The following is a 24,612-nucleotide window of genomic DNA, read 5'->3' as shown; positions in this document are numbered from 1 at the left end:
ATCTATAACTTACACAATACTCTTGTTCCGCAACTCTTCTACTTGCTCGTCACTTTTACCAAGCAAATCTCGCAATACTTCCTCAGTGTGCTCACCCAATACTGGCGGCGCCTGGGTGTATTCGAGTGCGGACTCGGAGAAGATTACAGGGTTGCGCACGGTCTTCACCTTTCCAGCTTCCGGATGATCCTGCTCAACCACCATACCCCGAGCCTGTACTTGAGGATCAGCAAAAACCTCCTCCAATGTATTGATAGGCCCACAGGGAACATGAGCATCACTAAGGTGCTGGAGCCACCAAGCGGATTCGTGCTTACGAGTCGCAGCTTCAATCTGCGGCACCAATTCTTCACGGGCCATAACCCGCGCTGAATTAGTCCCGTAGGCAGGATTTTCTGCCAGTTCTTCTACACCTGCGATTCCGCAGAAGCGTTTAAACTGGTCATCATTACCCACTGCCAACATAAAATAGCCATCTTTTGAAGGGACTGCCTGGTAGGGGACTATATTGGGATGGCCGGTACCCTGTCGCTCAGGGCTTTTACCAGAGGTAAGGTAATTTTGGGCTTGGTTAGCCAACCATGAAACCTGGGTATCCAATAAGGCGAGGTCGATATGCTGGCCAACGCCCGTATGCTGCCGGTGAACAACAGCTGCCAATACAGAAGATACCGCGTACATCCCCGTCATCAGGTCCGCTACGGCCACCCCCACCTTTTGCGGGCCCGCACCCGGTTGCCCTTCCGGCACACCAGTAATACTCATCAGACCACCCATCCCCTGGATCATCGCATCATAGCCTGCTCGATTTTTGTACGGGCCAGTTTGCCCAAACCCTGTAATCGAGCAGTAGATAACACCAGGATTGATCGCCTTGATGGATTCATAATCCAGGCCGTACTTTTTCAGCCCATCTACTTTGTAGTTTTCAAGAAGAATATCGCATCGGGCTGCCATCTCCTTGATCAAGGCCTGGCCATCTTCAGTAGTGATATCTACGGTAACTGATTTTTTTCCGCGATTGGCACTTAGGTAGTAAGCGGCATCAGCAGTGTCATTTCCCTTCTCATCCTTTAGGTAGGGAGGACCCCAGTGGCGAGTGTCATCCCCTCGCTCCGGGCGCTCTACTTTAATAACCTCAGCCCCAAAATCAGCAAATACCTGCCCAGCCCAGGGTCCGGCGAGAATACGACTTAAATCGAGTACCTTTAAGTGTGCGAGTGGACCTGCCATAACTTCCTCATATCGCTTACTTGCGGGATAACCGCATATTTTTGCGGCAGCCTAACAGATAATTTGCGCCCGCGCTTTGATTGGCCGGGTTAGGTATTCGTCATATACTTTGCTGCGCAATATAAATAAGGAAGCTCCGCATGGCCGCTATAGAAGCTCAAAAATTTGAATCTTTTCGCGAATTTTACCCGTTCTATTTACAGGAACATAGCAACCTCACCTGTCGTCGGCTGCACTTCTTTGGTACCAGTCTGGTGTTCGCGACAATAATTGCGGCTGTAGTAACTTCCAATATGTTGTGGCTAGCAGTTACTCCTGTCGCGGGCTATGGGTTTGCATGGATCGGGCACTTTTTCTTTGAAAACAACCGCCCGGCAACCTTTAAGTATCCGTTCTACAGTTTTATCGGAGACTTTGTTATGTTTAAAGATATGCTGATCGGGCGAATCGAACGCTAAACAAACTATTTTTTAGTGGCCGACAAGCCGTATTTCCGCAATTTGTTGGCCACAGCGGTATGAGAAATACCCAGCTCCTTAGCCAGCTCCCTGGTTGAGGAGTGACCTTTGATAATGTCCGCCAACAACGCCCTCTCCAGCTGCTCCATCATTTCCTTATAGGTAAGTCCACGGCTCCAGTCCCGCCAGGGAAGTTCCGCCTTAACCATTAAATCCGGCACATCCGCACAACTGATCGACGCCGCCCCTCTAATCAAGCATTGACTGGATGCGGCCATTAAATAGTCCCTGAGGCCGTTGAAGTTATCCGGCCAGTCGTGGAGTTTGATCAACTCCATCACCTCGCGATCAAAATTGAGCTCACTTGCCTCTGGAGACTCCTGGCGCATTAAAGTACTGGCATAGCGCGGCAGAGCCGGTCGCATATTTCGCAACGGGGGCAAGGACATCGCTAACGACGAAAAGAGCTGTGCAAGTGGCGGCGCAATAGATTCCCTATCAATAGCGGTGGCCACCAATCTCAGCGATGCCGGCAAATTGCGGAGTTTTCTCAATAAATCAACTTGAGCTTCTGTTTTGAGAGTATGTATATCCTCAAGAATCAAAGTACCCGTTCGACGAAGATGTGAAGGCAGCTGCATAGTGCCGTCACGTGGGATAATTCGATAGCAATCAGCCCTTGAGGCCGACGGGGAGAGGTAATGCACCGCACAGGCAAACGTTGTCTTTCCTGTGCCCCGCTCACCCAGTATCAACAGAGGTGCACTGAGTTCAGATAAGTCCTGTAACTGGAGGCAACTCCTTCGACGCAAATCAAAATCCCACAACACCATCGGTCTTGGCAGCTCAGTGACAAACTCGCTGCTATCCCAAGGCTGTAAACGCAGTACCGCCCCAGCCAGTGAGTCAACCGCTCCGGGATTTCCCTCCAGAGTGATCGGGGACCAGTCCACACGAAAACTCTGCCCCCTTACCACCAGAGGCAGTCCGTAGCGAGGTACTGCAAAATCCCGCAGTAATTCTGCGACCTGCATAAGCGGCAGGAATCTCTGCAGCTGTAGACCTGGCACCTTGTCCAGGCTCACACCGAAAGCCCTTGCGGCTGCCAGATTCGCAGCGACCACCCTGCCCTCGCGATCCACACTAAGAACCGGGTCAGTCACATGACTCAGCAAAGTGTCCAACTCGAAATGACGTCGCTCCAGAGGCAATAGAGAGATCCTCCGCACCCGCTTAACTCCAGGAACCTGGTGCAGGGACTTCTCGATAGTCTGGTATTGAGTGGCAAGCATCCCGGGCGCTATCAGATAGACCTTATCTCCACTGTCACCCCCGAGCTCACCAGAGGTCACATTTATCCGATATTTTCCGAAAATTTGCATTATTTCGTGCAAAATGCCAACACGATTTGCACAAGTAATCTCTACCCGCACAGCGTCACCTGTAAAGAAATGTTTACAGAAAGTGTAATTTGAACTCCCCAGAAGGCGCAATAGCTCGCCGCTACCTCTCCCCACCAAGGGCACGCCTGGCTAAAAATAGAGGTCGAAACATAACAACAACAGGTTCAGCGGCAGGTGCTGGGCACTGGGAATCAGCGAGAGCTACCGAGCCGCAGGAGAGACATTCATGAAGAAAGAAGCAAAGAAGGCAAGCAAGTACGTTGCCCGTAAGCCCAATGAAGACGGCTTTATCGAGTATACCGACCTTGAACACCAAACTTGGCAGCGTCTGATTGAACGCCAACTGGATGTCTTACCTGGCCGCGCCTGCGATGAATATATGCACGGCCTGGAGCTGTTGGACCTACCGAAAGACCGTATCCCCCAGCTCGAGGAAATCTCCAGCGTGCTGCGCAGGGAAACTGGCTGGGAAGTCGCCCGGGTTCCCGCCCTTATCGGCTTCGAAACCTTTTTCGGTCTTCTAGCGGATCGCAAATTCCCAGTTGCTACCTTTATACGCACTCCCGAAGAGTTTGATTATCTGCAGGAACCGGACATCTTCCACGAAATTTTTGGCCACTGCGCCATGCTCACCAACCCAGCATTTGCAAACTTCACGCAAAAATACGGACAACTGGGCCTTAAAGCCTCGCCTAAAGAGCGCGCCTATTTAGCCCGCCTCTATTGGTTTACAGTGGAGTTCGGCCTGCTGAACACCGACGATGGTTTGCGCATTTACGGTGGCGGCATTCTGTCTTCCCCGAAAGAGACACTCTACGCACTGAGTCACCAACCAGAGCGCTACGATTTAGACGCGGTTACCGCACTGCGCACCCCATATCGCATCGATATTGTTCAACCCATTTACTATGTTCTCAACAGCTTGCAACAGCTGCAGGAACTGACAGAAATTGACCTGATGGCCAAGGTCCGCGAGGCCATTGAGCTGGGACTATTCGAACCCCGCTTCCCGCCCAAAGACGCAGCCTGATCTGCATTCAAGATTGGGCGGCCAACTTCCGCCCAATCTCACCTCTACTAAAAAGCTCCCCCAGAAGCGTTGCACATCTAGGGAAATTCCACTACCAGCACTCTCCCCCTGAGCCTATCGTATCTGCAGTAGGTGTGATGGTAGTTCGATGACTTTCATCCAATAGCCCCCACACCCACTCGCCCAAATACCGTTAGGGGTAGCCAGGGAGGCAATGTAATCAGCGCAAGGACACAAAACCCCTACCTTATAGGGAGCGCATAGCACTATGTCCTCACTTGACGCGATTGATAGAAAACTTCTTGCGATTCTGCAATCTGACGTCAGCCTTTCGATCGAGGAGCTGGCGGAGCGTGTGGGCCTGACAAAAACCCCATGCTGGCGCAGGGTGCAGAAACTGGAAAAGAGCGGCATCATTCGACGCAAAGTCGCCTTGCTTAATGCCGAGATTTTAGGACTTCCGGTCTCAGTGTTTGCCCAGGTTAAAACTGACCAGCACACACCGGAGTGGGCCGACAACTTTGCCGAACATATGGCACAGTTGCCAGAGGTTGTGGCTTGCTACCGTATGGCAGGCGACTACGATTACCTGTTGCGAGTGGTTGTAAGCGATATCACGGCCTACGACCGTTTTTACAAGGAGTTAATCCGGCATGTCGGCATCAGCGATATTGTCTCCAACTTTGCCTTGGAACAGATCAAAAGCACTACCGAGTTACCGATTCCATCCGGTGAGTAAAGTCTCAGCGCAACCACTTGGTAGGCACATAGCCCTTTCAGCTGTTCGCACATCTATGGATAATGGTTAAATCTCGCTCACACACAAGGATGGCCTGTGGCGGACAGCTCCCTTTTCCAATCATTTTTCTTGATCTTTAGTGGCGCAGCAATTGTTGCCTCACTGGCTCTTTTTGGACGACAACCACTTCTGGTCGCTTACATCGCTCTCGGTGTTTTACTCGGCCCATCCGGCTTTGCAGTAATCGACAACCTGCGACTTCTATCCGATATGTCCAGCGTTGGGATTATCTTCCTGCTCTTCCTGTTGGGGCTGGATATGCAGCCTCAAGCGCTGGTAGCTGTATTGCGCAAAGCTACATTTGTGGGGGTTGTAAGCTGTGCGATCTTCCTCGGCCTTGGCTTTGGCATAGGCTTGCTGTTTGGATTTACTACCGTTGAATCCTGGGTAATCGGCATGGCGCTGATGTTCTCTAGCACCATTATCGGTATCAAACTGCTTCCCACGACCGTACTTCACCACAAGCACTTGGGTGAACTTATGGTGGGACTTCTTCTTTTTCAGGACTTTGTGGCAATAGTCTGCCTAATGGTACTGCTGAGTGATAACACCGGTGACGAACAGATCTGGCAATTGGCTCTCTCCTTTGGATCGCTGCCACTGCTGATCCTTTTTGCCTGGCTAATAGTAAAATATATTTTATTACCACTTTTTACCCGCTTTGACCGCTTCCACGAATACGTATTCTTAATGGCACTTGGATGGTGCATGGGAATGGCAGAGCTGGCAGAAGTTGTTGGCCTTTCAAGAGAGATCGGCGCATTTATTGGTGGTATCACGCTGGCTGCCAGCCGGATTTCACAGTACATCGCCCTCAGCCTTAAACCTCTGCGAGACTTCTTCCTGATCCTGTTCTTTTTCAGCCTCGGAGCGCAATTCAAGCTGGCCATGCTGCCCGAAATTCTACTCCCTGCCCTGGTCACAGCCGCCGCAGTTCTGGTAATAAAACCCGTTGTATTTCACTTCCTACTTGGAAATCGCAGTGAGCACAAAGTGCTCTCGTGGGATATTGGATTTCGACTTGGGCAAATTAGTGAATTTTCCCTATTAATCGCCCTGCTCGCTTATACGCAAAACCTGATTGGCAGCGCAGCATCACATTTAATCCAGGCAACCGCGATCCTTACATTCCTGGTGTCGTCTTACATTGTGGTGATGAACTTTCCCAATCCCATTGCAATCAAGGATGAGTTGCGAAGAGACTAAACCTCTTAGTCTCTTCCTGTAGCAGGATTTAGCAGACCACTGCAATCGACTAACAATGGTGACAGCTTATTAAAGCTTAAACACCCTTTCAGCATTCTTATATAAGAAGAGCTCGGCAACCTCATTCCCCAACTCCAGAAGGTGCATTTCCTTTAAACACATCTCCGGTGTCAGCATGGGATAATTAGTCCCGAACATCACCTTATTCTTACCGTGAGACTTGATAAATGAAACCAACTCGCGGGGGTACCTTTTTGGCTTATAAGCAGAAGTATCTATGTAGACATTGGGAAACTTGGTCGCAAAAGCGATCATTTCATTGTGCCAAGGATACCCAATATGGCCGCAGACAATCTTTAGATCGGGAAAATCGAGAGCAATCCGCTCAATATGAGCAGGACGGCCAGAATCAGAGCTGCGCAACGGCCCGGTAAGACCCACTTGCAAACAAACTGGCACATCCAGCTCAACACAAGCGGCATATAGCGGATAATACAAAGGGTGAGTACAAGGCAACTCCCAGAGCCACTGCACAATACGCAACCCTTTAAAGTCATGCTCCAAAACATACTTGCGCAGGGTTTGCACAGCCTCTACTGGCTTTCGCAAGTCCACTGATGCCAGACCGCAAAACCTGTCAGGATGAGTTAAAGTAAGATCCAGTACTTCATCGTTGCTAATCAAGGCCCCGCTCGGTCCATGCCAAGCAGAAATCAATGCCTTGGACACATCTGCCATATCCATAGCTGACAGGGTCCACTCAAGGGGCACTTCTTTAAAATCCTGCCCCATCCAGCGCTTCAAAGTATCAAAGAAAGGTTCAGCAAGAAAACGCTCTGTAGGATGCTGGGCCCAAACATCAATCACTTTCATGTTAGCAACTCCCTGCTATTGCAATCCTTAACCGGGAAGGAGAAGCACTAATCCCTCCCTCTATTCCCTGGAAGCACAAGTATTACCAGTGAATAGCTGCTCCCTTTTAAAGAAATATTATTAACTACCTACTTGAGGGGCATCGCCACACTACTAAAGAAATCTCTTTCCTTAGAGAAGGAAAACGCTAAAGAGGTAACTTTGCCCATAACCCTATCACGATCAACCAAACCCCAATATCTCGAATCCAAGCTATCGTTGCGATGATCTCCCATGACAAAGTACTTACCTTCTGGGATCTCAATAGTCTTCCCAATGTATGGCAATTTCTTATTACCACTAAGCTTGAACTGATGCTCCCTGCCATCAATGACTTCCCTACCCAGGATGTCCGAACCCACCCCACTTTCCAGGCGATACTCAAGCTGAGCCCCATTAACAAACACATTCACCCCTTCAATACGTAAGCTATCACCAGGGACGCCTATTACACGCTTCACATATAGTTGATCAGTGTGAGGTGGCAAAAAGGTAATAACATCTCCCCTGGAAGGGTTCCCCCATTGAGCAACCTGCTTATTGAAGAAAAATAAAGTTGGCCCATAGCTCGTCTTATCTACCCACAAAAAGTCACCAGGATGAATAGTAGGCTCCATAGACCCACTTGGTACTGGAGACCAATCGGCATACGCTGACTTGAAAAAGTACATAAGAAATAGAAACAATATTGCACCGCGGTTGTTTCTTACCGCACCCTTAAAACTAAACCTGCTCATTCCCTAAACTCCTTTCCCAGGGCAACGCACCACTTAAAACTGATCACTCAGAAATAACAGAACCTCTGAAAACTAAAAAATCAGCCTTTAGCTTTCATTAGGTGGGACATTATCCTTATCAGAACGTTCGAAAAGGATTACTCTATTTGCAGCACATCCGTACTAAAAAAGGGAGCCATAAATATCAAAGGGCACTCGTATTACACGGCGTTTATAAACTCGGATAAAGCTCCAAAATCTTTTCCCTTAGCCAGCGATGAGCTGGATTTGTTGTCTGCGACTTATGCCAGGTGAGCTGAAGTACTACCTTTGGAAATGCCATTGGCAGTTTGAGCATACGTATGGGGAGCTCTTTATAATAGCTTGAAATCATCATTCTCGCTGGTACAACGCCAATTAAATCGGTTGTGCAAACCACATAGGGGAAAGACGAGAGGTGTGGGACTCGTAAACAAATATTGCGCTGTAACTTTCTAGGCCTGGCTAGCCTTTCCATTGGAGAGCCCATAGGGTTTCCTCTTAATAGGGATACTTGTGGCAGCGATTGGAATTTTTTTTCACTGATTGTCTCACCCACATTTTTATTATGTTTGCTGACAATAATCACAAGCTCTTCTTCTGCGATAGGCTGGTTAATATAGCTGGGGGAATTGACAGGTAGGTAGTCAATGATTAGGTCTACTTCCCCATTACTCACCATTCTGGCTGTCATTTCTGACTCATCGGGGAGTACAGTAAGCCCGATGCCGGGTGCAAATTCTCGCAGCCATTTGCAGAAGCCGGGGATCATCAGAGTTTCCACCACATCGGGCATAACGATGGAGAATTCCTGCTCTGCTTTGCGGTAATCAAAAGACGTTTGCTGGAAGCCTGAACGGACGGTGTTGAGTGCCTGGTGAATAGAGGGGTGCAGTACCAGTGCGCGTTCAGTGGGGCGCAATCCCCTAGCGGTCCGTATAAAAAGCTCATCTTCATAAGTAGCTCTCAACCGCTTGAGGGCAGCACTGACGGCCGGTTGGCTCATATGCAGTTTCACTGCGGCTCTGGTCAGGTTTCGTTCAATCATAAGTGCTTCAAAAACGGGAAGCAGATTTAAATCCAGTGATCTAAGATGCGTAGACATTATCAACCTGATGAATAATGCATTTAATAATTATTTATTAGACGATACATAATGTCCCTAATTATATTTATCGTCAACAGCATGAAAAACCGTAAATACTATAAAAAGTCAGGTGAAATATGTCGAACATGCATGATACGGCGGCTTTCAGAGAGCAATATAGAGCCTATGCCCATAGCCGCTATAGCGGCTGGCTCCATTTAGGGAGTATTCTACTGATCAGCCTAATCGGTGCTATTTACTGTATTTTTCAAATAAGTGAGCTGAGGGCGCATGAACTGCTAATAATTCCACTGGGAATTCTTGCTTACAACGCTGTAGAGTATGCCGCCCATCGCTGGTCTGGGCATAATAAGTTGAGATTTACCAAACTGTTTTACAAGAGGCATACTGGCGATCACCACAGTTTCTTTTCTGCACCATTGCTGTCTTTTGAATCAACTCGTGATTGGCGTATAGTGCTGTTTCCAATCTATCTAACAGCTGTTATCACTTTTTTTCTGGCTCCACTTTGTGGTTTTTTTCTATCCTGGGTGGCTTCAGGTAATATGGGATATATCACAGCGGCAACCATGATATTAAATCACCTGGCTTATGAGCTAATGCATATCGGTTATCACCAACCCAAGAGTCACTGGTTTCATAAAGTGCCTGTGTTTCGTGAGTTAGCCCACTTACACAGAATTCACCATCACCGTAAACTAATGAAAATTTATAATTTCAATTTAACTTTTCCGCTATTCGACCTTTTATTAGGCACTTTCTATTGGGAGCCTCAGGATTCCTTTGACGATTTTCGCGACTGATAGTTTGTAGATTACTTGTACCTTATTACGCACTAGGTTCTGCCTTTGATCTTGATCTTCTTCCTGTAATCTTGCCAGCGTTAACTCTCTGATAATTGGCACTGGCGCATTACCAAAACTTAGAAACTCCTCATGGAAGGCCATGAGATCAAAATTTTTCTAATTTTTCGTTTGATTTCCTCACACAGAGAGAGAATATCTGAGTAATTGGCAATATAGCTGGCTAGCTGTACCTGGCTCAAGGTGACCCGCTGCCACTTGTCTTCAGCTCACTTAAAGTAGAAGCAATTCATGGTAACCGCTTTCCCACAAGGTGCCCCATGAGAGAAACCGTATTTGAGTATATGGAGATAAACTACAATCGAAATCGCCTACACAGCGCCAATGGCTATCTCAACCCTAAGGCGCTTGAGAAACAACTAGCCGCTTAGTGGAGTGTCCGTAGTTGAAGGGGAGGATCAAAATGCTTCGATCATGCTACTACGAACACAATAAATAGAGGGGGTTTGGTGGTATACTCATAATTCTGCCCCCAAAATCATTGAAATTTTCGTGTGCAGACATAGTTTTGCAGGAAAGGTATTCAGCCGCAGGCTTGCTTTATGAGTAAGACATATCAATCGGGTGCTTTAACATCCAAAGGCTAACTTGTGCGACCAACCTAGTACGATAACAGCCTGCCCCTCAGAAACATAAAGTAGTCTAGGACCTATATGTAACGAATGAAATTTGCCTCCTCATGATCTCTAAGCGCCAACTCTAAACTTCCCAATCCATTACTAATGGCATAATCAATAGCAAGTATTGCCATTTAGCATATAAAGCCATTTAACTTTATGTAATTTATCTGCTAGCCAATCTTTCAGTACGTATTAGATAAGCCCGCCTATAGACCGCATAACCACCCCAAGCAGCACCTGTTGAAGCAATACAGAAAACCATATAAAAATCAGATAAGATTTGAAATCTTACAAGAAAGCCGACTGCAGCAAGCATACATAGAGCTACTAACGCAGCCCATTTCATTTTCCTAGTAATTACTGCATAACCTCTATAAACAGATGAATGATATAGCCCAAAAATTACAGAAACGGCAATACAAAAAACCAACCCCTCAACATCGAGATTGGGGCTAGCCAAAATCAGGAACGGAAAAAGGCACCCTGAAGCTGATATAATTTTGTCTCCTTGAAAGCCAGCCTCATCCCAAAAAATACTATAAATATGATTCGGATCTCCTTCTGACTCGGTTGACATCTTTACCCACAATGGAATCAAGAAAATGACTCCAAGCAGCCCCAAGATAAGAAGAACAAATAAAACCATCCCAAAAAAAATAGCAGTCATCACTTAATTCACTCACAACACCTCAACCACCCTTTACAGAGAAGTAGCACAATACGGCATAAACTATCAGGCTACAAATGTAAAGTGTATTGATCTTCAAGAGGGTTCTATGTGAAGCCTCCACTCAGGTGAAAAAATTGAGTAACTATAATCCTCTGAGTATTCACTAATATAGCTGTAACCTGGGCCACGCCCAGCTAGCTTGACCAGAAACCGCTGAAAGCTAGCAAGGATGCCAGCACTTCCGTACACCCTTAAAATATTCCGGCTATTCCAATCATCCATTGAAAAGTAATCGTTAGCTTTGTTCTGAAGAGCCGTGAAAAGCTCCTCTTTTGTCTCATCACAAATAATCTCGATTGATATTTCTGACTCAGATATCACTAGCACTGACTCATTTTCCCCAATGGCTTTTCCAACAGCATCAGCGAACAGCAAGTAATCTTCTGACTTCGCACTTAAGACAAGATCATCAATCAATCCATTTGACCGAAACATTTGCCTTACTTCTATCTTCACTATTTTTTACCTAACTCGCTAACATATCCAATACTTTCACTTCAATGTCAGTTTTTTCTGTTAAAGCTTAACGAATTACCACTTCAGCTGCCTAACTTTTATGCATCTTCAAAAACTCGTAGGGCCTTCTCACCCAGCCAAACTACGGTACCTACCATTAAGCAGCTCATGCCGCCACCCAGCACTGAGGTAACTAATGCGCTAACACCCTGCACCTGCTCACCGTTTGCAGTGACAGTTCCAAAGCCAAAAAAACCAAGAACTCCGAGAACCAACCATAATAACCCGATACTGCAACAGCATGCTAAAAAGCAACGTTTAAACGTAAATTGATTTCGGCTTTCCTCAATCGCTCCTTGCCGGGGAATTGATCCTGACAGCCCTGCAATCCTATTATTCAGCTCTTGGACTTCCATCTTTTTCTTAGAAAGTTCAGCTTTCAGATTACCATGCCTTTCTGGATATTTTCCCTGGTCCATTCCATCAATGGCTTCTTGTAACTCTTGAATAGTGTAATTTTCAATTTTTCTCATACTAAATACGGTAGCAACCATAACACTCTATATGAGGGTGGCCGGGGTTTTGGATATATTACAATCGACCCGGAAGATACCCTCTAAATCATAAACATTGCACATCGACTCTCCAAATAGCTCTTTACAGCATTTCCAGCCCCCTACTTAACAACACATACATTCCTTGAAAAAAACTGGAAGCATAAATCTAGCTTTAGGAAAAACAGGATGCTCACACGAACTACACATAAAACCGACCTCAGGCGCTTACAAAAAACCAACCGCCCCGACTATCTCAACGCAGCATCCCAAATTGATTTAAAGATCAGGCACTCAAGATGCAACTTTTCTTAGCGAATTCGCAACTAGTACATCGCTAAATCATACTGCAACAATAAATATCCGTACAAATCTACGAAATAGCTACTCTTAAATAAAACAATTAGAGTAATACCCAAAACTGGTAACAAAGGCACCAAAATGGCACTTAGTCGACTGAACGGTGCCACCTCTAAATATGCAAGACCACTGACTTTTGGGTTAACCCGAACGTCAACAATATCTCCTGGCCGGTATTTTTTGGTAAGGTAAGATTCATATTCCAAACTCGGAAACAGGTCCTAACCTCGCAAAACTGGCATTTCGGATTTATACTCTCTTCCTCTAAATTTATAATTGAAGGCAATTATTGCTTCAGTTACCTTTTTTCCATTGGAATCCAATTGATTCAGCAATCGGGAGTGAGTGATCTCTCCAACTACCACAGGCCAATTGCCGAATGTTTTGCGCATCCTCAGATATACAATCGTCTGGAAAAACCCAAATAAAATCATAACCGCAGGAATAAGTAATTGTATAGCTTTAAAGATCATTAATTTATGCTCCTAATATCGTGAGCAGCGGCGGTCTATTCTGGAAACTTTATGCGTGCCAATTGCATTGAATCTACAATGCAAAACATATATTTGACATCCTACAACAAGGCTCACAACCGATACATTATCAATCACGGCCCTCCCAAATTGGGATGCCGAATTACATTTGAGAAATTGTTGACTTTTGCGGAAGATAATCAACCACCAGCGATCAAACTCACGCTGCACCATTAGCCTGAGCACTCAAAATGCTCTACCCTGTTATAATCCGGACTTGTCTCTATCCTTCTTGCGAAGTTCTATTAACTCCTCCAATCTCATCAACTTCCTTTCATTCCTTTCCACGAAGTACTCTATTAACCTTAAATTATCTTTTTGCCACGCATCCATATGCAGCTGTGTTGCTTTCATCGTCACTTCATTTATACGATCTAGCTTTTTAAAAACTGGCCTTTGATTAATCTCCCTTAACTCCAGCAACTCTTCAAAAGTGAGCATTGAAACAATATTATTAACCAGTAATTCCTCAAGCTCCTTGGGGTCGAACTTAAATACATTGGAAGACACCAAATCCATGTACAACTGTTCTTCCATGGCAACAATTTCCGGCGACACTTCACTAACCCCATAGAGAGGCTCATATAACTTTATAAAGTCCTCTCTTTGTTCATCGAAGAGTTCTTTGAGGTCTGCAGATTCTTTTTTGGCGACATCATCGATAAATATTTCTCGAGCCAAATCTTCACTTGATTGAGAAAAACCTACCCCCGGTATACACAGGCAGAATAGAAATATATTCTTAATAACTTTATTCATTTGACATTTCACTTAAAACTTCGACCACGTACTTTTCAATAACCGCACCCACCGATAGAATTATATGGGCATCCAGATATCATCACGCCCTACATTTCATATCTGGTTAAGCCTCAGAAAATAGAGGCTTTAATAAATAGAAGATATTGACGATAGAGTCACAGGGTAGATAGATAACATCGGCTCGACACCTACCCACTTCCCCCACCTTAGAAAACCTGCAAACTTCATTGAAAATCAATGAGTTAGCCAATTTCAAAATAGTGCAAACCAATGAAGTTGGTTTTGGCTTTAGGTATCTTGAGCGGATTAGGCTAAAAACCTAGCTTGATGTCAACCTATAAAAATATGGAGATGTAGTCGATGCTGGCGTTTACAGCTGATGGCTGGTGAATTAATTGGAATATATTTTTATGAATTAGATATTTTATAAAAAAGCAATCTGGTTCCAGCAGCAGATTGTTTAGGAGGGAATACTTCACCTGATTTCAACGAGCAGATTTCTGCTCGTTGAAACATACATAAATACTCAAGTCTAATGATTCATTTTCCAGTTTCCAGTTTCCAGATTCAAAAAGAACGCCCCAAAATCCGCTTGGCGGCATCCATCGCAAAATCCTTATAGTCCGCCTCTACTTGCGCCATCTCCAATTCATACTTGAACTGTTCTTTACGCGGCAGTTCTTTCCAGTCTTTGAGAATTGGGATATGACTGGTTTTCTCTGCGATGGTGTAAAAGGCCACAAACTCTTCACGCACTTTATCTTCCACCTGAAGTGCATCCAAAAGAACGCGAATACGAATCGAAGCTTCGGTAAGCCCGACTCCATCATCCAATAGCGTGCGAGCAATAATCTGAATACTGTCATTTACTCTTTGTCGCTGATCCTCTGCAGCCTGCTCTAGCTCAGCTAGCTGCGCGGCCTGCTTCTTCTGTGCAATCGATAGTTTGCGCAGATAGTAGCCAGCTACAATCGCCAGGGAGAAGATAACTAAAGCCGCAACAATCAGCAGCCAAGTAGGAAACACAGTCATTAAATATACACCTTAAGTAACGCCAGCCCGATGCTGGCCGAAATAACAGAGAGCACTGTACTAAGACCAACAATATTGGCCGCCAATTGGCTATTACCGCCCATGGTATGAGCCATCACAAAGGCCGATATCGCACAAGGCGAGCCAGTGATCAGCATTAAATAGCCCAAATAGGTCGGACTCATACCCAGGGCCCAGCCAATCAGCACTGAGAGTATCGGTACCCCTAATAACTTGAGCACTGAGGAGGTCAGCGCTGTTGGCGAGCTACGCAGTAGCTGGCCTAGCTTCATACTCGCACCAATGCAAATCAGCCCCATTGGTAAACTTGCAGAGCCCAGTATTTTAACGGTATCAAGCACCATTTGTGGCACTTTGATATCCAGCACCCGGCACAAAATTGCCAGGAATACCCCGATGATTAATGGGTTCTTTGCCAACTCCTTCAGCAACAAGCCCAGGCTGAATTTCTTCTCTTCGTTGTAAAAAACAAAAAGTATTACGGCGAATACATTGAACTGAATTGTCAACGCTGCAACCAGCACTGCCGAGTGAGAAACGCCCGACTCACCAAACGCCTTCTCAACCCAGGCGAGCCCCACAATGGCAACGTTTCCACGAAATGCACCCTGGATAAACGCACTGCGATCCTTCACAGTAACGGGCCGAGCCATCAGCCAAGATATGGGGATTATCGCGAAGGTACCCAAAATTCCCGCTGTTAAAAGGGGGATCTCTTCTGAGGGTTTTGCATTCGATGAATAAATACTATCGAACAACAGTGCAGGCAGCATCACGTTGAAAACCAGCACCGTTGCGTCGTCGATAAAGGATTTATGCAACATGCCCTGCCTGGTAAGCAAGTATCCACCGATAATCATCAAAAAGATCGGGCCTGTAACTAGCAGAGCAAAGGAAATATTTTCCATAGGGAATTAGTCTTCCGCAGCAACTCCCTCTTCCTGAGGAAGCGCCATTTGTCCTGAATCCTCAGCCCTGTCACGGAGCTGGGCGGATATTTGTTTGCGGGTTTTAGCACCAAGCTTACGCAGACTATCAATACGCTTCACCGCATTACCACGCCCTGTCGCCAGTCGCTTGTAAGTCTGCTGGTAGGCGTCATCCGCTTGGCGCAAGCGGTCACCAAGAACGTCCAGTGACTCCAGCACCATAGCAAACTGATCGTGCAGTTTGCCGGCTTCGTCGGCGATTTTTTCCGCGTTCTTGTTTTGTTTCTCGTAGCGCCAGATATTCTCGACGGTACGCAGGGTCGCCATCAGGCTGGTGGGGCTCACCAGGACAATTTGCTTCTCATACGCGAAACGGAACAGGTCCGGGTCCGCTTGCATAGCCAACATATACGCAGCCTCAATGGGCACGAAAATAAAGACGAAATCCAGGGTGCGAACACCCTCCAACTGCTCGTAGGCCTTCTTGTTAAGGCCGGTGATATGGGCGCGCAGGGAATTCACATGCTGCTTCAGGGCCTGAGTGCGCTCCTCATCGGTTTCCGCCGAGCTGTAGCGCTCGTAATCCACCAGGGAGACCTTGGAATCGATAATCAGGTCTTTGTTTTCCGGCAGGCGCACAATCACATCTGGCTGGCGCCTGCGGCCATCACTCGTCAGCGTTACTTGCGTTTCGTACTCGCGACCCTTCTGCAAGCCGGATTCCTCCAGCAAACGCTCCAGCACCACTTCACCCCAGTTACCCTGAATCTTGCGGTCCCCTTTCAGGGCCGAAGTCAAGTTCAGGGCCTCATCACTGATGCGCTGGGTTTGCTCGCGCAACGCTTTAATCTGCCCCAGCAGGCTGTTGCGCTCAGCATTTTCGCGATCGTAAACATGCTCTACTCGTTTGCGGAAATCCCCCAGCTGACGCTCCAACGGATCGAGACTTTTGCGCAGGCTGTCTTCACTGCGGCGCACGAAGCTCTGCTGCTTCTCTTCAAAAATCCGGTTGGCCAGATTCTCGAACTGCTCACCCATGGCAATACGCATTTGCTCCATCAGCTTGCGCTGCTCCGCCAGGGCCGCCTCCCCTTTTTCTACCAACACTTGGCTTCTCGTGAGCTGTTGGAGCTTGTCCGCCAGCTCGGTACGCAGGGATTCCACCTCAACCCCAAGTTGGGATTCCCGCTCGCGGCTGCTATCGATACGCGCCTGGGCCACCTGCAAAGCGGCTTGGCTCTGCAGTAAAGCGCGGCGGCTACTGGCTCGCGCCAACCAAAACACCAAGCCCAACAGAAACAAGATGGCAACAGCCGCCATCACCGCATGATCGGCATTCAATTGCAGCGGGAACGCTGGCATAGAGTGGTACTCCCAGACCCGGAAAGAGAAGGATAAATCAGGATTTTGCCAGGGGCCTCGCCCACTGGCCTGCCCGGGAAATAGCCCAGGCGAAGGCGCCATTCTACCAGCTTGCCCCTGGAAAGTACCCCGCGCCAGCCCAGCCGATAACCTCAGCATCAAGGGATAGGTTTGCGCCCGAGAAGACCCAGCGGGAATTTTTACGGGGTTTTAGGTATTCTTGGAGGATTGGTTTCGATGTTGGTACTCCAGAACGCATGCACAAACACAGCGCCCACCCAGATAGCCCAGCCCCCAGCGCCCTGATCTTTGATTCCGGCGTGGGCGCCGTCAGCATTGCGCGGGAAATCCGCCGCCTGATGCCGGGCCTGACCTTGCACCTGGGTGTGGACAACGGCTTTTACCCCTACGGCAACAAAAGCGAAGAGGAATTGCGCCCCCGGATCGTCCAGCAGGCCCAGGCCATGATGGAACACTGCGGTGCCGATATTTTAGTAGTGGGCTGCAATACCGCCAGCACCCTGGCCTTGCCCCAGCTGCGCGAATCACTGAAGAAACCCGTAGTGGGCGTTGTGCCCGCGGTGAAACCCGCCGCTGCCGCCAGCCGTTCCCGCACTATTGCCCTGATTGCCACCGAGGGCACCGTCAATCGCCGCTACACCCGCGAGCTTATTGAGCAATTTGCCAACGGCAACCGGGTAATTAATGTGCCCGCACCGGAGTTGGTGCATCTGGCGGAAAGCAAACTGCGCGGCGAAGCCATCACCGCAGAGGATTTGGAGCCGGTCTTGCACCGCGTATTCCACACCGCCGGCGGCGATCAAGTGGATATTGCCGTATTGGCCTGCACTCACTTTCCCCTGCTGCGAGAAGAACTGGACCAGTTCGCCCCACGCTCAATCCAATGGCTGGATTCCGGCGAAGCCATCGCCCGGCGCGTACGCTGGTGGTTGGAAGAACTTGAGTTGATGCTGCCGGATGCTCCAAACACTGGCCGCCTGATCACCAGCACGGTTGACCTAACCGGCAATATAGAACGGGCCTTCAGCGAGTTCGCCCCGGTTGCCGAACCCCTCGCACCTAGCCCCTAACAACAAGCCATTAAAAGATGAGAACCGCGCAACAGAGTTGACAGCTCCGTCACAAACCGCGACCGTTCCCCGAATAACAAGCCCTTACCGGTACCCGAATTCATGCTGAAGCCGGCATTTCCCGCTCTCGAAATATTTGCGCAGCTGCCTCCCGGAGGACTGCTGCTCACCCCCAACAACCGTTTGCGCAACCGCTGCCAACAGGTGTTTGCCGCGCAGCAGTCGCCCGGTGCCTGCTGGATGCCGCCGCCGGTGGAATCCCTGCGCAGCTGGCTGGACAAACTCTGGTTCCAGCTGCAACAGCGCAACTGGCAGCCCGCCTTGCAACAGGTATTGAATCGCGAGCAACGGCAGTTACTCTGGCAGCGCGCCCTGGATGAATCCCTGGATCGGCAACTGCTCAACAGCCAGCAACTGTGCCGGGATGCCGATAGCGCCCTGGCGCAGCTGCTCCAATGGCAGCTGATTTCCGATCTCTCGCAAATAGATGAAGCGCTGACTCCGCTTTTGGAGCAGTTCGCACTCTCTATACGCAGCGACGAACTGCCGCTATGCGCCATGATCAAAGCCTTTGCCACTGAGCTTCAGGCCCACAGCGCCATCACGCCAGACCAGCGTGATCAACTGATCCTGCGCGCATTCCAAGAAGGCATTCTGGAACCCCTGCCGCAAATTGATACCGCCGGCTTTGCCCAGATTTCGCCTCTCGCCAATGCCCTGATTCACGCAGGTGCAACAGCCGTTAATGAAAGGCCGGGACTTACCCAGCAAAGTGAATTATCCGTAGCCGCCTGCGCCGATTTGGATGAAGAACTCTACCAGGCAGCCCTTTGGGCTGGGCAAAAGCTCGCCGAAAATCCCGGCCACAGCGTCGGCATAGTGGTGAATAATCTGGGCCAATGCCGCGCCCAGGTGGAAGCGGTATTTTCCCGCGTGCTCGAACCCCAATACCTGGACCCGCAGCAACCGCGCTACACACTGCCGTTTAACTTCTCCGCCGGTACGCCACTGGCGCAAACACCGGTCGGCAGCGCCGCCTTACAATTGCTATCGCTACTGCAAGACGAATGGGATTACCCTCAATTGCAAAATATCCTGTTCAGCCCCTTCTGGGGTGACGACAGTGAAACCTGGCTGCGCAGCGCCCTGTTCCGCCGTTTACAAAAACTGGAACTGCGCCGTATCGACGGCGCAACCCTGCGCTACTGGGCCGAACGCACCGCAGAAGTCCTCCACTTGGAATCACCACAACTGCCCCGCCAGCTGGAACAAATGGCCGAACGCGCCCGGCGCTGGCAGCGAGCGCCCGCTGAAATTTGGGCCGCGCGCTTTTCCGAAACACTTAGCGCATTAAATTGGCCCGGCAGCCGCAACCCGGACAGCCAGGAATACCAGCAGCTGATGCAATGGGAGTCCATCCTGGAAGAGTTCGCCGCACTCAGCGCCTGCGGTGGCAACCTTACCCTCACCCAGGCCCTGCAATTGCTGCGTCAGATTGCCAGCCGCACCCCCTTCCAAGCGGAAACCCGCGATGGCCCCCTGCAAATTCTCGGGGTACTGGAAGCCGGCGGCCTCGCCTTCGATCACCTGCGCCTCGTCGGCTTCGGCCAACAGCAATGGCCGCCGGCCCCAGCACCCAATCCGCTATTGCCAATTCAGTGGCAAAAACACTGGAAAATGCCCCGTGCCAGCGCCGAGCGGGAATTGGAACTGGCCCGAGAACTCACCGCCGACCTGCAGAATGCCAGCGGCGATATCGTCGTGAGTTACACCTGCGAAGAAGATGGTGTGCAGCAGGGCCTGAGCAGCTTGTTTGAAAGCCCGCAACAAGCCCAGCACTTTGCCGAAGGCGCCCTGCACAATCACTACAGCCAACTGGCGCAAGCCTGCCAACTGGAAAAAATCGAAGACAAAAAGCTACCGCCACTCACCCCCGCCGAATGCGAACGGGTGCGCGGCGGTGCCTCGGTGCTCAAGGCCCAAGCCCTGTCCCCGTTAAATGCGCAGTTGCTCTTCCGCCTCGGCGCCAGCAGTTTTACCCAACCGGATATCGGCCTCGGCCCCGCCGAGCGCGGCAATGTGGTGCACCAGGTACTGGCGGAATTCTGGCAACAGTGCGGCACCCTCGCACAACTGCAAACCATGGACGACGAGAAACGCCAAGCGCAAATCGAGCGCGCGGTGGAGCGCTCCCTCGGCAGTGTGCGCAAAAAATACAATCACCTGCCGATCGGATTTTGGGCCATGGAAAAGCAGCGCCTGGAGCGCCTGCTGCAACAATGGCTATCCGTCGAACTGGACAGGCCCAATTTCTCCGTAGAAAAAGTCGAATGGGAACAAGCCGTGGAAATCGGCGGGCTGCACTTTAACCTGCGCCTGGACCGATTGGACCAACTCGCCAGCGGCGAACAATTGGTGATCGATTACAAAACTGGCGTCCCCAGTATTCGCGACTGGCTTACCCAGCGTATCCGCGAACCCCAGCTGCCGCTCTACGCCCTATTCCAACCGGACGCCCACGCCATCGCCTTCGGCCAGGTGCGCAACGGCGACTGCAAATGGAATGGCTGCGGAGACCTGGAGCACCCCATCACCGGCATTAAAGCCGTGGGCGATACCGAAAAGGAATCCCCCTACGGCACCTGGAGCAATCTGGTGGAGCACTGGCGCTACAGCCTGGAATCCCTCGCCACCGAATATCGCAGTGGTGTAGCCACCCTCGCCTTTGATCGCCCCACCGATAACAACAGTGAACTCTGGCCCCTGAACCGCTGGCCGGAAAGGGAGCAAATAACCGAATGAACGAAGTTGTGACCACTCCCGCCCTGCGCCGCCCCATCGATGCCGACGCCCGCAGCCAAGCCCTGGATATCAGTCGCAGCTTTGCCGTGTCTGCCCCGGCGGGTTCCGGTAAAACCGGCCTGCTCACCCAGCGCGTATTAAAGTTGCTCGCCGCCTGCCAGCAACCGGAAGAAGTGCTGGCCATTACCTTCACCCGCAAAGCTGCCGGTGAAATGCGCGAGCGCCTGATCGACGCCCTGCACAGCGCCCGCGACCAAGCCCGGCCAGATAACCCCCACGATGCCATCACCTGGGATTTAGCCCGCGCCCTGCTGGAGCGGGATCGCGAGCTGGAATGGGAACTGCTGCAAACACCCCAGCGCCTGCGTATTCAAACCATTGACGGCCTCTGCCGCAGCCTCGCCAGCCAACTGCCAATCGAAAGCGGCCTGGGCGCACCGGGTGAACCCCTGGAGCGCACTCAAATCGCCTTTGAGCTAGCGGTGGTGAACCTGCTCAAACACCTCGATGGCGAAACCCCAGACGCAGACCTACAGCAGCTACTGCTCCACCTGGACAACGACCTAGGCCAGCTCAATAAACTGCTGCGTATTTTGCTGGATAAGCGCGAGCAATGGCTCGGCCCACTTTTGAGCGTCAACTTCGACGGCGCCCAGGATTATTTCCATTTTGTTATCGACGAACTGGTGGCAGAAAAGCTGCAAGACCTCACCACAGCCCTCGGCAGTTATGCCGGGGAACTGCTGGAGCTGGCCAGTTATGCAGGCAGCAACTTACAAAAGGAAAACCCCAGCCACGGCCTGTGCCTCTTCGCCGAACTGGACGATTTTCCCAGCACAGACAGCAGCGGCCTACCCGCCTGGCTCGCCCTCGGCAGCCTGCTCCTCACCACCACTGGTGATCTGCGCAAAGGCGGCGGCATCAATAAAAAACTCGGTTTTGGCCTGCCAGATAAAAAAGATCCCGAGCGCCCCATCGCCGAAGAATACAAACAGCGCATGAAAGACCTGCTGGCGGAACTGGCCGGCAACGAACCGCTGCTCTCCGCCCTGCGGGAAGTAGGCAAACTCCCCAGCGGACTGCAACAGAGCCAATGGCAACTGCTGCAAGGGCTGGCCCAGGTACTGCCCAAGTTAGTCGCCGAACTAAAACTGGTATTCCAACAGCTGGGCGCCACCGACTATACGGAAGTGGCCCAAGCCGCACTGATCGCCCTGGGCGATAGCGATAACCCCACAGACCTGGCCCTAAAACTGGACCTGCAAACCCAGCATATTCTGGTGGACGAGTTCCAGGACACCTCCCACACCCAGCTACAACTACTGGAAAAACTCACTGCCGGCTGGCAGCAGGGAGACGGCCGCACCCTATTTATTGTCGGCGACGGCATGCAGTCCTGTTACGCCTTCCGCAATGCCAACGTAGGTATTTTCCTGGATGCGCGCAAACGCGGTATCGGTGAAGTCCCCCTGGAAGCCCTCGATCTCCAGGTAAATTTCCGCTCCGAAAGCGCAGTGGTGAACTGGGTCAACGAGACTTTCCAAAGGGCCTTTCCGCAAGCGGACAATATCGGGCGCGGCGCCGTGCGCTATCTGGAATCCGAAGCTTTTAAAGGCAGCAAATGGGCCGAGCCCTCAGTCAATTTTTACGGCTGCATCGATGACGAAGACCGCAACCGCGAAGCCACTCAAGCGGTTGAACTGGTGCAGCAATTACAAGCGCAAGATCCGGAAAGCCGCATCGCCATTCTGGTACGCAAGAAAAAACATCTGCAAAAAATTCTGCCGGCCCTAAGTACTGCCAATATCTCCTTCCAGGCCCCAGAGCTGGCGCCACTCGCCAGTAAAATGGTGGTGTTGGATTTACTAAGCCTCACCCGCGCCCTGCTCGACTCCAGCGACCGAATCAGCTGGCTGGCCGTACTTCGCGCCCCCTGGTGCGGACTGCAACTGCCAGACCTTTACACCCTGGCCAACTGGGGCAATGGGGATATCACCGTAACCGATACCAGCGCGCGCCCATTATTAATGGCCTTGGAGGAAGTGGAAGATATCGCCCTGCTCAGCGATGAAGGGCGCACACGCCTGGCCCAAGTGGCTCCCAAACTGCTGCACGCCTGGCAACAGCGCGGCCGCAAACCCCTGCGCACCTGGATTGAAGGCCTCTGGCTGGAACTGGGCGGCCCCGCCACCGTTGCGCAAAAATCCGACCTGAATAATGTGCAGGATTTTCTGCAATTATTAGAAGCCTTCGATACCGGCGGAGCCATTACCGACTGGCAACAGTTCACCCTGGCCCTGGAACAGCTCTACGCCCGCCCCGCCCAGGATGCCAAAGTGCAGGTGATGACCATTCACAAATCCAAAGGGCTGGAGTTCGAACACGTACTGATCCCAGGCCTGGACCAAGGCGGCAAACCCGGCAGCGACCAACTGCTGCGCTGGAGCGAATGGCTCAACCGCGAAGGCGAAAGCCGCTTCCTGCTCGCCCCCAAAAATGCGCGCGGCGGCCGCGACCCGGTTTTCGAATACCTGAAGCACGACAACAGCGAGCGCGAACGCCTGGAAGGCACGCGCCTATTGTATGTAGGCTGCACCCGCGCCATCCGCTCGCTGCATCTTTTGGCCTGCATCAACCGGGATGAAAAAAAGGGCCACCTAAAAGCCCCCGGCAGCGCCGCCCTACTCGCAGGTATCTGGCCCAGTGTTTTGCACCACCAGGAAAGCGATTGGTGCCACTGGCTGGAAGCAGAAGAACCCCTGCTAAACCAGGACGAAGCCAGCAGAGATCACGACTACCTACTGCGCCTGCCCAACCAATGGCAACCCCAAGCCATGCCCCGGCAGGAATGGCTGGCCCAATACCGCATGCCAGACTACCAACCCAAAACCGAGGAAGAAGACAATATTCCCGAACTGGGCCAGGTAGCCCTGCGCTGGTTAAAACACGCCGGCACCGTAGCCCACGAAACCCTCGCCACCATTGCCGAGACCAATATCAGCGACTGGACACCCAGCAAACTGGAAGCCCAACGCCCCCTATGGCAACTGCGCCTGAAACAATTGGGGCTATCCGCCACCAACCTGGACCGCGCCGCCGAGAAAGTGGAAATCGCCGTACGCAACAGCCTCAGCTGCCCCACCGGCCGTTGGCTATTGGATGGCTCACTAAGGGAATCTGCCTGCGAGCTTGAACTCCACAGCGGTGGCCGGCAGTTACGACGCTCCATTGTGGACCGCACCTTTATCGACAACGAAGGCACCCGCTGGATTGTCGACTACAAAACGGCTGAGCCCAGTGGTGAGGAAAGCCAGGAAGAATTTATTGCGGCTCAACTGGAGCAGTACCGGAATCAGCTGGAGAATTACCGCAAGCTCTTTTATGCGCGGGGGGAGCGGAATATTCGGTGTGCACTGTATTTTCCGTTAATGCGGAGGTTGGTGGAGTTAGATTAGGATAAAAGGAACGTAGTGACGAGGTATTAATCTATTCGTAAAGAAGGCTTACACATTACTTATAGCCCATATAAACCATTGAGACATCCAATGAAACCTAGTGCTCTATGCACAATAAACGGTATACTGTGTGGGCTA

At 50.5% G+C, this 24,612-nt stretch carries 22 protein-coding genes; 9 read left to right on the top strand and 13 right to left on the bottom strand.

Going from position 1 to position 24,612, the window contains the following annotated elements:
* Positions 1-9: 9 nt before the first annotated feature.
* Positions 10-1,233 carry a CaiB/BaiF CoA transferase family protein gene (locus ACJJIN_RS04960; protein WP_444897124.1) on the bottom strand — a complete coding sequence of 408 codons (1,224 nt, stop codon included), beginning with the start codon at positions 1,231-1,233 and terminating at the stop codon, positions 10-12.
* Between the two features lie 140 nt (positions 1,234-1,373).
* On the opposite strand from ACJJIN_RS04960, the gene ACJJIN_RS04955 reads away from it, so the two are divergent.
* Positions 1,374-1,691, top strand: coding sequence for an Mpo1-like protein (locus ACJJIN_RS04955; protein WP_444897123.1), 318 nt, complete (start codon positions 1,374-1,376; stop codon positions 1,689-1,691).
* Positions 1,692-1,696: 5 nt separating this feature from the next.
* On the opposite strand, the gene ACJJIN_RS04950 is transcribed toward ACJJIN_RS04955, so the two are convergent.
* Positions 1,697-3,208, bottom strand: coding sequence for a TyrR/PhhR family helix-turn-helix DNA-binding protein (locus tag ACJJIN_RS04950; protein WP_444897122.1), 1,512 nt, complete (start codon positions 3,206-3,208; stop codon positions 1,697-1,699).
* 112 nt (positions 3,209-3,320) lie between these two features.
* On the opposite strand from ACJJIN_RS04950, the gene phhA reads away from it, so the two are divergent.
* From phhA to ACJJIN_RS04935, 3 genes are all read left to right on the top strand, one after another.
* Positions 3,321-4,124: a phenylalanine 4-monooxygenase gene (phhA, locus tag ACJJIN_RS04945; RefSeq protein ID WP_444897121.1), complete on the top strand. Its 804-nt coding sequence runs from the start codon at positions 3,321-3,323 to the stop codon at positions 4,122-4,124.
* 268 nt (positions 4,125-4,392) lie between these two features.
* Positions 4,393-4,863: an Lrp/AsnC family transcriptional regulator gene (locus tag ACJJIN_RS04940; protein WP_108733441.1), complete on the top strand. Its 471-nt coding sequence runs from the start codon at positions 4,393-4,395 to the stop codon at positions 4,861-4,863.
* Between the two features lie 96 nt (positions 4,864-4,959).
* Positions 4,960-6,129, top strand: a complete 1,170-nt coding sequence (locus tag ACJJIN_RS04935; protein ID WP_444897120.1) for a cation:proton antiporter domain-containing protein — start codon at positions 4,960-4,962, stop codon at positions 6,127-6,129.
* Between the two features lie 69 nt (positions 6,130-6,198).
* On the opposite strand, the gene ACJJIN_RS04930 is transcribed toward ACJJIN_RS04935, so the two are convergent.
* The 3 genes from ACJJIN_RS04930 to ACJJIN_RS04920 form a co-directional block, all read right to left on the bottom strand.
* Positions 6,199-7,002 (bottom strand): amidohydrolase family protein, encoded by an 804-nt coding sequence (locus ACJJIN_RS04930; RefSeq protein WP_444897119.1) that lies wholly within the window; start codon positions 7,000-7,002, stop codon positions 6,199-6,201.
* 128 nt (positions 7,003-7,130) lie between these two features.
* On the bottom strand, positions 7,131-7,778 hold the full coding sequence (gene lepB / locus ACJJIN_RS04925) for a signal peptidase I (protein WP_444897118.1): 648 nt from the start codon (positions 7,776-7,778) through the stop codon (positions 7,131-7,133).
* Between the two features lie 211 nt (positions 7,779-7,989).
* Positions 7,990-8,901: a LysR substrate-binding domain-containing protein gene (locus ACJJIN_RS04920; protein ID WP_444897117.1), complete on the bottom strand. Its 912-nt coding sequence runs from the start codon at positions 8,899-8,901 to the stop codon at positions 7,990-7,992.
* 119 nt (positions 8,902-9,020) lie between these two features.
* Between ACJJIN_RS04920 and ACJJIN_RS04915 the strand changes: the two genes are divergently transcribed.
* Positions 9,021-9,707, top strand: a complete 687-nt coding sequence (locus ACJJIN_RS04915) for a sterol desaturase family protein (RefSeq protein ID WP_444897116.1) — start codon at positions 9,021-9,023, stop codon at positions 9,705-9,707.
* Positions 9,708-10,027: 320 nt separating this feature from the next.
* Positions 10,028-10,138 carry a hypothetical protein gene (locus ACJJIN_RS04910; RefSeq protein WP_444897115.1) on the top strand — a complete coding sequence of 37 codons (111 nt, stop codon included), beginning with the start codon at positions 10,028-10,030 and terminating at the stop codon, positions 10,136-10,138.
* 412 nt (positions 10,139-10,550) lie between these two features.
* On the opposite strand, the gene ACJJIN_RS04905 is transcribed toward ACJJIN_RS04910, so the two are convergent.
* The 8 genes from ACJJIN_RS04905 to ACJJIN_RS04870 form a co-directional block, all read right to left on the bottom strand.
* Positions 10,551-11,057, bottom strand: a complete 507-nt coding sequence (locus ACJJIN_RS04905; RefSeq protein ID WP_444897114.1) for a hypothetical protein — start codon at positions 11,055-11,057, stop codon at positions 10,551-10,553.
* Between the two features lie 93 nt (positions 11,058-11,150).
* The gene (locus ACJJIN_RS04900) at positions 11,151-11,573 is read right to left on the bottom strand and encodes a hypothetical protein (RefSeq protein WP_444897113.1); all 423 of its coding nucleotides are present in this window, start codon (positions 11,571-11,573) and stop codon (positions 11,151-11,153) included.
* A 98-nt stretch (positions 11,574-11,671) separates the two neighbouring features.
* The gene (locus ACJJIN_RS04895; RefSeq protein ID WP_444897112.1) at positions 11,672-12,127 is read right to left on the bottom strand and encodes a hypothetical protein; all 456 of its coding nucleotides are present in this window, start codon (positions 12,125-12,127) and stop codon (positions 11,672-11,674) included.
* A gap of 581 nt (positions 12,128-12,708) precedes the next feature.
* Positions 12,709-12,960, bottom strand: a complete 252-nt coding sequence (locus tag ACJJIN_RS04890; protein WP_444897111.1) for a hypothetical protein — start codon at positions 12,958-12,960, stop codon at positions 12,709-12,711.
* Positions 12,961-13,224: 264 nt separating this feature from the next.
* On the bottom strand, positions 13,225-13,779 hold the full coding sequence (locus tag ACJJIN_RS04885; RefSeq protein WP_444897110.1) for a hypothetical protein: 555 nt from the start codon (positions 13,777-13,779) through the stop codon (positions 13,225-13,227).
* A gap of 570 nt (positions 13,780-14,349) precedes the next feature.
* Positions 14,350-14,814, bottom strand: a complete 465-nt coding sequence (locus ACJJIN_RS04880; protein ID WP_413665600.1) for a DUF2489 domain-containing protein — start codon at positions 14,812-14,814, stop codon at positions 14,350-14,352.
* A complete protein-coding gene (locus ACJJIN_RS04875; protein WP_444897109.1) occupies positions 14,814-15,743 on the bottom strand; it encodes an AEC family transporter in 930 nt (309 codons plus the stop codon). The genes ACJJIN_RS04880 and ACJJIN_RS04875 overlap by 1 nt, the downstream gene beginning before the upstream one ends.
* A gap of 6 nt (positions 15,744-15,749) precedes the next feature.
* Positions 15,750-17,228 (bottom strand): DNA recombination protein RmuC, encoded by a 1,479-nt coding sequence (locus ACJJIN_RS04870; protein ID WP_444897108.1) that lies wholly within the window; start codon positions 17,226-17,228, stop codon positions 15,750-15,752.
* Between the two features lie 155 nt (positions 17,229-17,383).
* On the opposite strand from ACJJIN_RS04870, the gene murI reads away from it, so the two are divergent.
* From murI to ACJJIN_RS04855, 3 genes are all read left to right on the top strand, one after another.
* The gene (gene murI / locus ACJJIN_RS04865) at positions 17,384-18,217 is read left to right on the top strand and encodes a glutamate racemase (RefSeq protein WP_444897107.1); all 834 of its coding nucleotides are present in this window, start codon (positions 17,384-17,386) and stop codon (positions 18,215-18,217) included.
* 102 nt (positions 18,218-18,319) lie between these two features.
* On the top strand, positions 18,320-21,019 hold the full coding sequence (locus ACJJIN_RS04860; RefSeq protein WP_444897106.1) for a PD-(D/E)XK nuclease family protein: 2,700 nt from the start codon (positions 18,320-18,322) through the stop codon (positions 21,017-21,019).
* Positions 21,016-24,474, top strand: a complete 3,459-nt coding sequence (locus ACJJIN_RS04855) for a UvrD-helicase domain-containing protein (RefSeq protein ID WP_444897105.1) — start codon at positions 21,016-21,018, stop codon at positions 24,472-24,474. Before ACJJIN_RS04860 ends, ACJJIN_RS04855 begins: the two co-directional genes overlap by 4 nt.
* Positions 24,475-24,612 lie beyond the last annotated feature (138 nt).

It is taken from the genome of Microbulbifer maximicatervae (SeqCode) (genome assembly GCF_052467505.1).
This window is presented reverse-complemented; position numbering and strand designations above follow the sequence as displayed.

Bases quoted from the DNA above. Each gene is read 5' to 3' on its own strand.
- ACJJIN_RS04960 (WP_444897124.1), bottom strand. From the start codon at position 1,233: ATGGCAGGTCCACTCGCACACTTAAAGGTACTCGATTTAAGTCGTATT.
- ACJJIN_RS04955 (WP_444897123.1), top strand. From the start codon at position 1,374: ATGGCCGCTATAGAAGCTCAAAAATTTGAATCTTTTCGCGAATTTTAC.
- phhA (WP_444897121.1), top strand. From the start codon at position 3,321: ATGAAGAAAGAAGCAAAGAAGGCAAGCAAGTACGTTGCCCGTAAGCCC.
- ACJJIN_RS04940 (WP_108733441.1), top strand. From the start codon at position 4,393: ATGTCCTCACTTGACGCGATTGATAGAAAACTTCTTGCGATTCTGCAA.
- ACJJIN_RS04930 (WP_444897119.1), bottom strand. From the start codon at position 7,002: ATGAAAGTGATTGATGTTTGGGCCCAGCATCCTACAGAGCGTTTTCTT.
- lepB (WP_444897118.1), bottom strand. From the start codon at position 7,778: ATGAGCAGGTTTAGTTTTAAGGGTGCGGTAAGAAACAACCGCGGTGCA.
- ACJJIN_RS04920 (WP_444897117.1), bottom strand. From the start codon at position 8,901: ATGTCTACGCATCTTAGATCACTGGATTTAAATCTGCTTCCCGTTTTT.
- ACJJIN_RS04915 (WP_444897116.1), top strand. From the start codon at position 9,021: ATGTCGAACATGCATGATACGGCGGCTTTCAGAGAGCAATATAGAGCC.
- ACJJIN_RS04910 (WP_444897115.1), top strand. From the start codon at position 10,028: ATGAGAGAAACCGTATTTGAGTATATGGAGATAAACTACAATCGAAAT.
- ACJJIN_RS04895 (WP_444897112.1), bottom strand. From the start codon at position 12,127: ATGGTTGCTACCGTATTTAGTATGAGAAAAATTGAAAATTACACTATT.
- ACJJIN_RS04890 (WP_444897111.1), bottom strand. From the start codon at position 12,960: ATGATCTTTAAAGCTATACAATTACTTATTCCTGCGGTTATGATTTTA.
- ACJJIN_RS04885 (WP_444897110.1), bottom strand. From the start codon at position 13,779: ATGAATAAAGTTATTAAGAATATATTTCTATTCTGCCTGTGTATACCG.
- ACJJIN_RS04880 (WP_413665600.1), bottom strand. From the start codon at position 14,814: ATGACTGTGTTTCCTACTTGGCTGCTGATTGTTGCGGCTTTAGTTATC.
- ACJJIN_RS04875 (WP_444897109.1), bottom strand. From the start codon at position 15,743: ATGGAAAATATTTCCTTTGCTCTGCTAGTTACAGGCCCGATCTTTTTG.
- ACJJIN_RS04870 (WP_444897108.1), bottom strand. From the start codon at position 17,228: ATGGCGCCTTCGCCTGGGCTATTTCCCGGGCAGGCCAGTGGGCGAGGC.
- murI (WP_444897107.1), top strand. From the start codon at position 17,384: ATGCACAAACACAGCGCCCACCCAGATAGCCCAGCCCCCAGCGCCCTG.
- ACJJIN_RS04860 (WP_444897106.1), top strand. From the start codon at position 18,320: ATGCTGAAGCCGGCATTTCCCGCTCTCGAAATATTTGCGCAGCTGCCT.
- ACJJIN_RS04855 (WP_444897105.1), top strand. From the start codon at position 21,016: ATGAACGAAGTTGTGACCACTCCCGCCCTGCGCCGCCCCATCGATGCC.